Genomic DNA, 4,872 nt, shown 5'->3' with positions numbered 1-4,872 from the left:
GGCCGCCGCCCTCGGGCCGCGCGGTGTCGCGGGTCAGTGAGAACCGCCGCCCGCGGCGTGCCCCGGGGGCGGCCGGGGCCGCCTCCGGGGTGTCCGGGGCGTCCGGGGCGGCGGTCGCCTCCGGGGTCTCGGCGGAGGCCACGGCGGAGTTCACGGCCTCCTCGGTGGAACCGGAACCGTCGGCCGGGCTCGTCGCACCCATGAGGTTCCTCCCGGGCCCGGTCAGCCGGCGGAGACGGCGTCGGCGTCGCGCTCGGCGGCCTCGACCACGTTGACGAGGAGCTGGGCACGGGTCATCGGGCCGACCCCGCCGGGGTTCGGCGAGATCCAGGCCGCGACCTCGGCCACGCCCGGGTGGACGTCGCCGACGATCTTGCCGTTCTCGTCGCGGCTGACGCCCACGTCGAGCACGGCGGCGCCGGGCTTCACGTGTTCCGGCTTGATGATGTGGGGCACGCCCGCGGCGGCGACGATGATGTCGGCCTGCTTCAGGTGGGCGGCCAGGTCCCGGGTGCCGGTGTGGCACTGGGTCACCGTGGCGTTCTCCGACTTGCGGGTGAGCAGCAGCGGGATGGACCGGCCGATGGTGACGCCGCGTCCGACGACCACGACGTGCGCCCCGTTGATCTCGACGCCGTGGTGGCGCAGGAGCTGGACGACGCCCTGCGGGGTGCAGGGCAGCGGGCCGGTCTCGTTGAGCACGAGGCGGCCGAGGTTCATGGGGTGGAGCCCGTCCGCGTCCTTGGCCGGGTCCATCAGTTCCAGGACGCGGTTGGTGTCGATGCCCTTGGGGAGGGGGAGCTGCACGATGTAACCGGTGCAGGCGGGGTCCTCGTTCAGCTCGCGGACGACCTGCTCGATGTCCTCCTGCGTGGCGGTTTCGGGCAGTTCGCGCTGGATGGAGCCGATGCCGACCTGGGCGCAGTCCTTGTGCTTGCCGTTCACGTACCAGCGGCTGCCCGGATCGTCCCCGACCAGCAGGGTGCCGAGGCCGGGCGTGACGCCCCGGGCCTTGAGGGCCGCCACGCGGGCGGTCAGATCGGACTTGATCGCGGCTGCGGTCGCCTTGCCATCGAGAATCTGGGCAGTCATGACTCCATACTCGCGGATGACCCCGCCCTCGGACCAATCAGGTACCAGGCGTGGACGCAAGGTTGCACTTGGACAACTTCTCCGGTCGTGACTGGACAAACTTACTGGCTGCTTATAACGATGAAGGCCGCTGTGCCGCAGCAGTACACCGGGGGGCTGGACCGCTGAACGTTTTCTTTCCTCCGCGCGGCCGCACCCGTCCCCAGTACGTCTGTTGGAGGAACGCCCACATGAGCTTCGGCGACCCGAACCCGAACAACCCCTACGGGCAGCAGCAGCCCGGCTACCCGCAGGCCCCGCAGGGCGTGCCGCAGCAGGGCTACGGCTACCCGCAGGCGCCGCCGGTCTCCGGTGGCGACTACGGCCAGGCCGGTTACGGCGCCCGTCCGCCGCTGGCGAGCTGGGGCCGCCGCGTCGGCGCGTACCTGGTCGACATCATCGTGCTCGGTATCCCGTACGGCGTCCTGCTGGGCATAGGCGGCGGCGTGGGCGGCGGCGCGGGCGCCGCGATCATGGGCCTCGGCATCGTCGTGTTCATCGGCGGCATGCTCTTCAAGCTGTACAAGGAGGGCACGACCGGTCAGTGGATCGGCAAGAAGGCCCTCGGCATCAGCCTGCTGCGCGAGCAGGACGGCCGTCCGCTCGGCTTCGGCATGGCCTTCGTCCGCCAGATCGCGCACTTCCTGGACAGCATCGCCTGCTACCTCGGCTGGCTGTGGCCGCTGTGGGACTCCAAGAACCAGACGTTCGCGGACAAGGTCTGCTCCACCGTCGTGGTGCGCGTCGGCTGACCGCCCCTCATACGGACCCGAGGGCCGTAACCGCACGCGGACCGCGTGGGGTTACGGCCCTCGGCCGTGCGGGGGCCGGGGTCTTCAGCGGACCCCGGCCCGTGGGGCTCAGTGCTCAGTGGAAGAAGTGCCGGGTGCCGGTGAAGTACATCGTCACGCCGGCCTTCTTCGCGGCCTCGACGACCAGCTCGTCGCGGACCGAACCGCCCGGCTGGGCCACGGCCCTGACTCCGGCGGCGGTCAGGATCTCCAGCCCGTCCGGGAAGGGGAAGAAGGCGTCGGACGCCGCGTACGAACCGGCCGCCCGCTCCTCGCCCGCGCGCTCGACGGCGAGCTTTGCGGAGTCCACGCGGTTGACCTGGCCCATGCCGACGCCGACCGAGGCGCCGTCCTTGGCGAGCAGGATGGCGTTGGACTTGACCGCGCGGCACGCCTTCCAGGCGAAGGCCAGCTCGCGCAGCTCGTCGGCGGAGAGTGCCTCGCCCGTGGCGAGCGTCCAGTTGGCCGGGTCGTCGCCCTCGGCCTGGAGCCGGTCGGCGACCTGGAGCAGCGCGCCGCCGTCGATCGGCTTGACCTCGACCTCGGCGGACGGGGCCTCGGGGCAGCGCAGCACCCGGATGTTCTTCTTGCGGGCCAGCACCTCGACGGCACCGTCCTCGTACGCCGGGGCGACGATGACCTCGGTGAAGATCTCCGCGACCTGCTCGGCCATCTCGACGGTCACCGGACGGTTGACGGCGATGACGCCGCCGAACGCGGAGAGCGGGTCGCAGGCGTGGGCCTTGCGGTGGGCCTCGGCGACGTCGCCGGCGATGGCGATGCCGCACGGGTTGGCGTGCTTGATGATCGCGACGCAGGGCTCGTCGTGGTCGTACGCGGCGCGCCGGGCGGCGTCGGTGTCCGTGTAGTTGTTGTACGACATGGCCTTGCCGTGCAGCTGCTCGGCGCCGGCCAGGCCGCCGGTGCCGGAGGTGTAGAGCGCGGCGGGCTGGTGCGGGTTCTCGCCGTAGCGCAGGACGTTCTCGCGCGCGTACGTCGTCCCGAAGAAGTCCGGGAAGCCGGAGTCGTCGGCGGCGGCGTAGTCGGCGGCGAACCAGCCGGCGACGGCGACGTCGTAGGCGGCGGTGTGCTGGAACGCCTCGGCGGCGAGCCGCTTGCGGGCGGTCAGGTCGAAGCCGCCCGCCTCGACGGCGGCGAGCACGTCGGCGTACCGCTCCGGGCTGGTGACGACGGCCACGGACGGGTGGTTCTTGGCGGCGGCGCGGACCATCGACGGGCCGCCGATGTCGATCTGCTCGACGCACTCGTCCGGGGTGGCGCCGGAGGCGACGGTCTCCTTGAACGGGTACAGGTTGACGACCACGAGGTCGAACGGCTCGACGCCCAGCTCGGCCAGCTGCTCGCGGTGGGCGTCCAGGCGCAGGTCGGCGAGGATGCCGGCGTGGACGCGGGGGTGCAGCGTCTTGACGCGGCCGTCGAGGCACTCGGGGAAGCCGGTCAGCTCCTCGACCTTGGTGACCGGGACGCCGGCGGCGGCGATCCGGCCGGCGGTGGAGCCGGTGGAGACCAGCTCGACCCCCGCCTCGTGCAGACCGCGGGCGAGGTCTTCCAGCCCCGTCTTGTCGTAGACGCTGACCAGGGCGCGACGGATGGGCTTATTCACCGACATGACCGAGATGAACCTTTCGTCCCTCAATGCGATAGCCGTCGCGGGCGAGCCGCCCCACGGCCTCGACGAGCAGCTTGCGCTCGACTTCCTTGATGCGTTCGTGGAGGGCCGCTTCGCCCTCCGGGGTGTCCTCTTCGGTCACCTCGACCACGCCCTGCGCGATGATCGGACCGGTGTCGACGCCGTCGTCGACGAAGTGGACGGTGCACCCGGTCACCTTCACGCCGTACGCGAGCGCGTCACGCACGCCGTGGGCGCCGGGAAAGCTGGGGAGCAGGGCGGGGTGGGTGTTGATGAACCGGCCGCCGAACCGGGCGAGGAACTCCTTGCCCACGATCTTCATGAACCCGGCGGACACGACGAGGTCCGGCCGGTGGGCGGCGACGGCCCCGGCCAGCGCCGCGTCCCACTCCGCGCGGGTGGCGTGGTCCTTGACGCGGCAGGTGAAGGTGGGGAGCCCGGCGCGCTCGGCCCGGTCCAGTCCGGCGATGCCGTCGCGGTCGGCGCCGACGGCGACGATCCGGGCGCCGAAGCCCTCGGGGTCGTCGCCGATCGCGTCGAGCAGGGCCTGGAGGTTCGTTCCGGAACCGGAGACCAGGACGACCACACGGGCCGGGGCGGCGGAGGGAAGCGGGGAGGCCACGGCTGGGCCCTTTCTCGCGTGCGAGCGGTTCGAATCGGCCGGCCCGCCACCACGGCACCGGGGCGACGACATGCGATTTGTACGGTCGTACGAAAGAGGCATGCTCCCCGATACGGGGAACTCTACGAACGGGCCGACCGTCAGCAACGATACCGGCACCTCGCCGCCGCCTCGTCCGACAGGGGGAGCGAGCCCGCCCGCCCGGCGCCGCGTACACGGGCGCCCGCCCCCGCGCTCCCCGCTTTCGGCGCCTGAGCGCCGGAAGGTAGCGTCAGGGGCAGCGAACCGTCCGCCGGGCGGAAACGACGAGATGGGGAAGACGTTCACCACATGCCGGACCGACGCCGCCGCACCGCCTTCCGCCAGCCGCTGCCCGAGCGGGCCAGCCTGCTGATGCGCGAGCGCTCCTCCTCGTCTTCCTCCTCCGGCTCCTCCGACTCCTCCGGCGGGCCGCAGGGCGACGACAACCCCTTCGCGCCGCCGCCCGAGGGCCGGCCCGACCAGCCCTGGCAGCCGCGTCACCCGTCCGGCGGCGGTTCCGGGGGCGACACGAAGACCTGGAAAGCGAAAAACGTTTGACCCGCTTCGACCGGGAATCGGACACGAAAGAGTCTGATAGAGTCGGAAACGCAAGACCGAAGGGAAGCGCCCGGAGGAAAGCCCGCGAGGGTGAGTAC

4 protein-coding genes and 2 pseudogenes are annotated in these 4,872 nt (G+C 71.9%); 2 read left to right on the top strand and 4 right to left on the bottom strand.

The features are described from left to right. Both MHW47_RS31950 and MHW47_RS31945 read right to left on the bottom strand, forming a co-directional pair. A pseudogene (locus MHW47_RS31950) lies at nucleotides 1-202 on the bottom strand (hypothetical protein); the annotation flags it as partial. A gap of 20 nt (nucleotides 203-222) precedes the next feature. Next, nucleotides 223-1,092 carry a bifunctional methylenetetrahydrofolate dehydrogenase/methenyltetrahydrofolate cyclohydrolase gene (locus MHW47_RS31945; RefSeq protein WP_239227352.1) on the bottom strand — a complete coding sequence of 290 codons (870 nt, stop codon included), beginning with the start codon at nucleotides 1,090-1,092 and terminating at the stop codon, nucleotides 223-225. 230 nt (nucleotides 1,093-1,322) lie between these two features. On the opposite strand from MHW47_RS31945, the gene MHW47_RS31940 reads away from it, so the two are divergent. Next, complete coding sequence (locus MHW47_RS31940) at nucleotides 1,323-1,883, top strand: RDD family protein (protein WP_239227351.1); 561 nt, start codon at nucleotides 1,323-1,325, stop codon at nucleotides 1,881-1,883. 115 nt (nucleotides 1,884-1,998) lie between these two features. Here MHW47_RS31940 and purH read toward each other — a convergent pair whose 3' ends face one another. Then, nucleotides 1,999-3,552, bottom strand: a complete 1,554-nt coding sequence (gene purH, locus MHW47_RS31935; RefSeq protein ID WP_239227350.1) for a bifunctional phosphoribosylaminoimidazolecarboxamide formyltransferase/IMP cyclohydrolase — start codon at nucleotides 3,550-3,552, stop codon at nucleotides 1,999-2,001. After that, complete coding sequence (gene purN, locus MHW47_RS31930; RefSeq protein WP_239227349.1) at nucleotides 3,539-4,195, bottom strand: phosphoribosylglycinamide formyltransferase; 657 nt, start codon at nucleotides 4,193-4,195, stop codon at nucleotides 3,539-3,541. The genes purH and purN overlap by 14 nt, the downstream gene beginning before the upstream one ends. Nucleotides 4,196-4,525: 330 nt before the next feature. Here purN and MHW47_RS31925 point away from each other — a divergent pair. Next, nucleotides 4,526-4,741, top strand: a pseudogene (locus MHW47_RS31925) (hypothetical protein); the annotation flags it as partial. Between the last annotated feature and the right edge of the window lie 131 nt (nucleotides 4,742-4,872).

Origin of the sequence: Streptomyces sp. OfavH-34-F, from assembly GCF_022347745.1 — a bacterium.
GTDB lineage: Bacteria > Actinomycetota > Actinomycetes > Streptomycetales > Streptomycetaceae > Streptomyces.
Note: the sequence above shows the minus strand (reverse complement) of the source record. Positions and strands in the feature narration are given on the sequence as shown.

Coding starts and splice junctions, on each gene's coding strand:
- MHW47_RS31945 (WP_239227352.1), bottom strand. CDS start 1,092: ATGACTGCCCAGATTCTCGATGGCAAGGCGACCGCAGCCGCGATCAAG.
- MHW47_RS31940 (WP_239227351.1), top strand. CDS start 1,323: ATGAGCTTCGGCGACCCGAACCCGAACAACCCCTACGGGCAGCAGCAG.
- purH (WP_239227350.1), bottom strand. CDS start 3,552: ATGTCGGTGAATAAGCCCATCCGTCGCGCCCTGGTCAGCGTCTACGAC.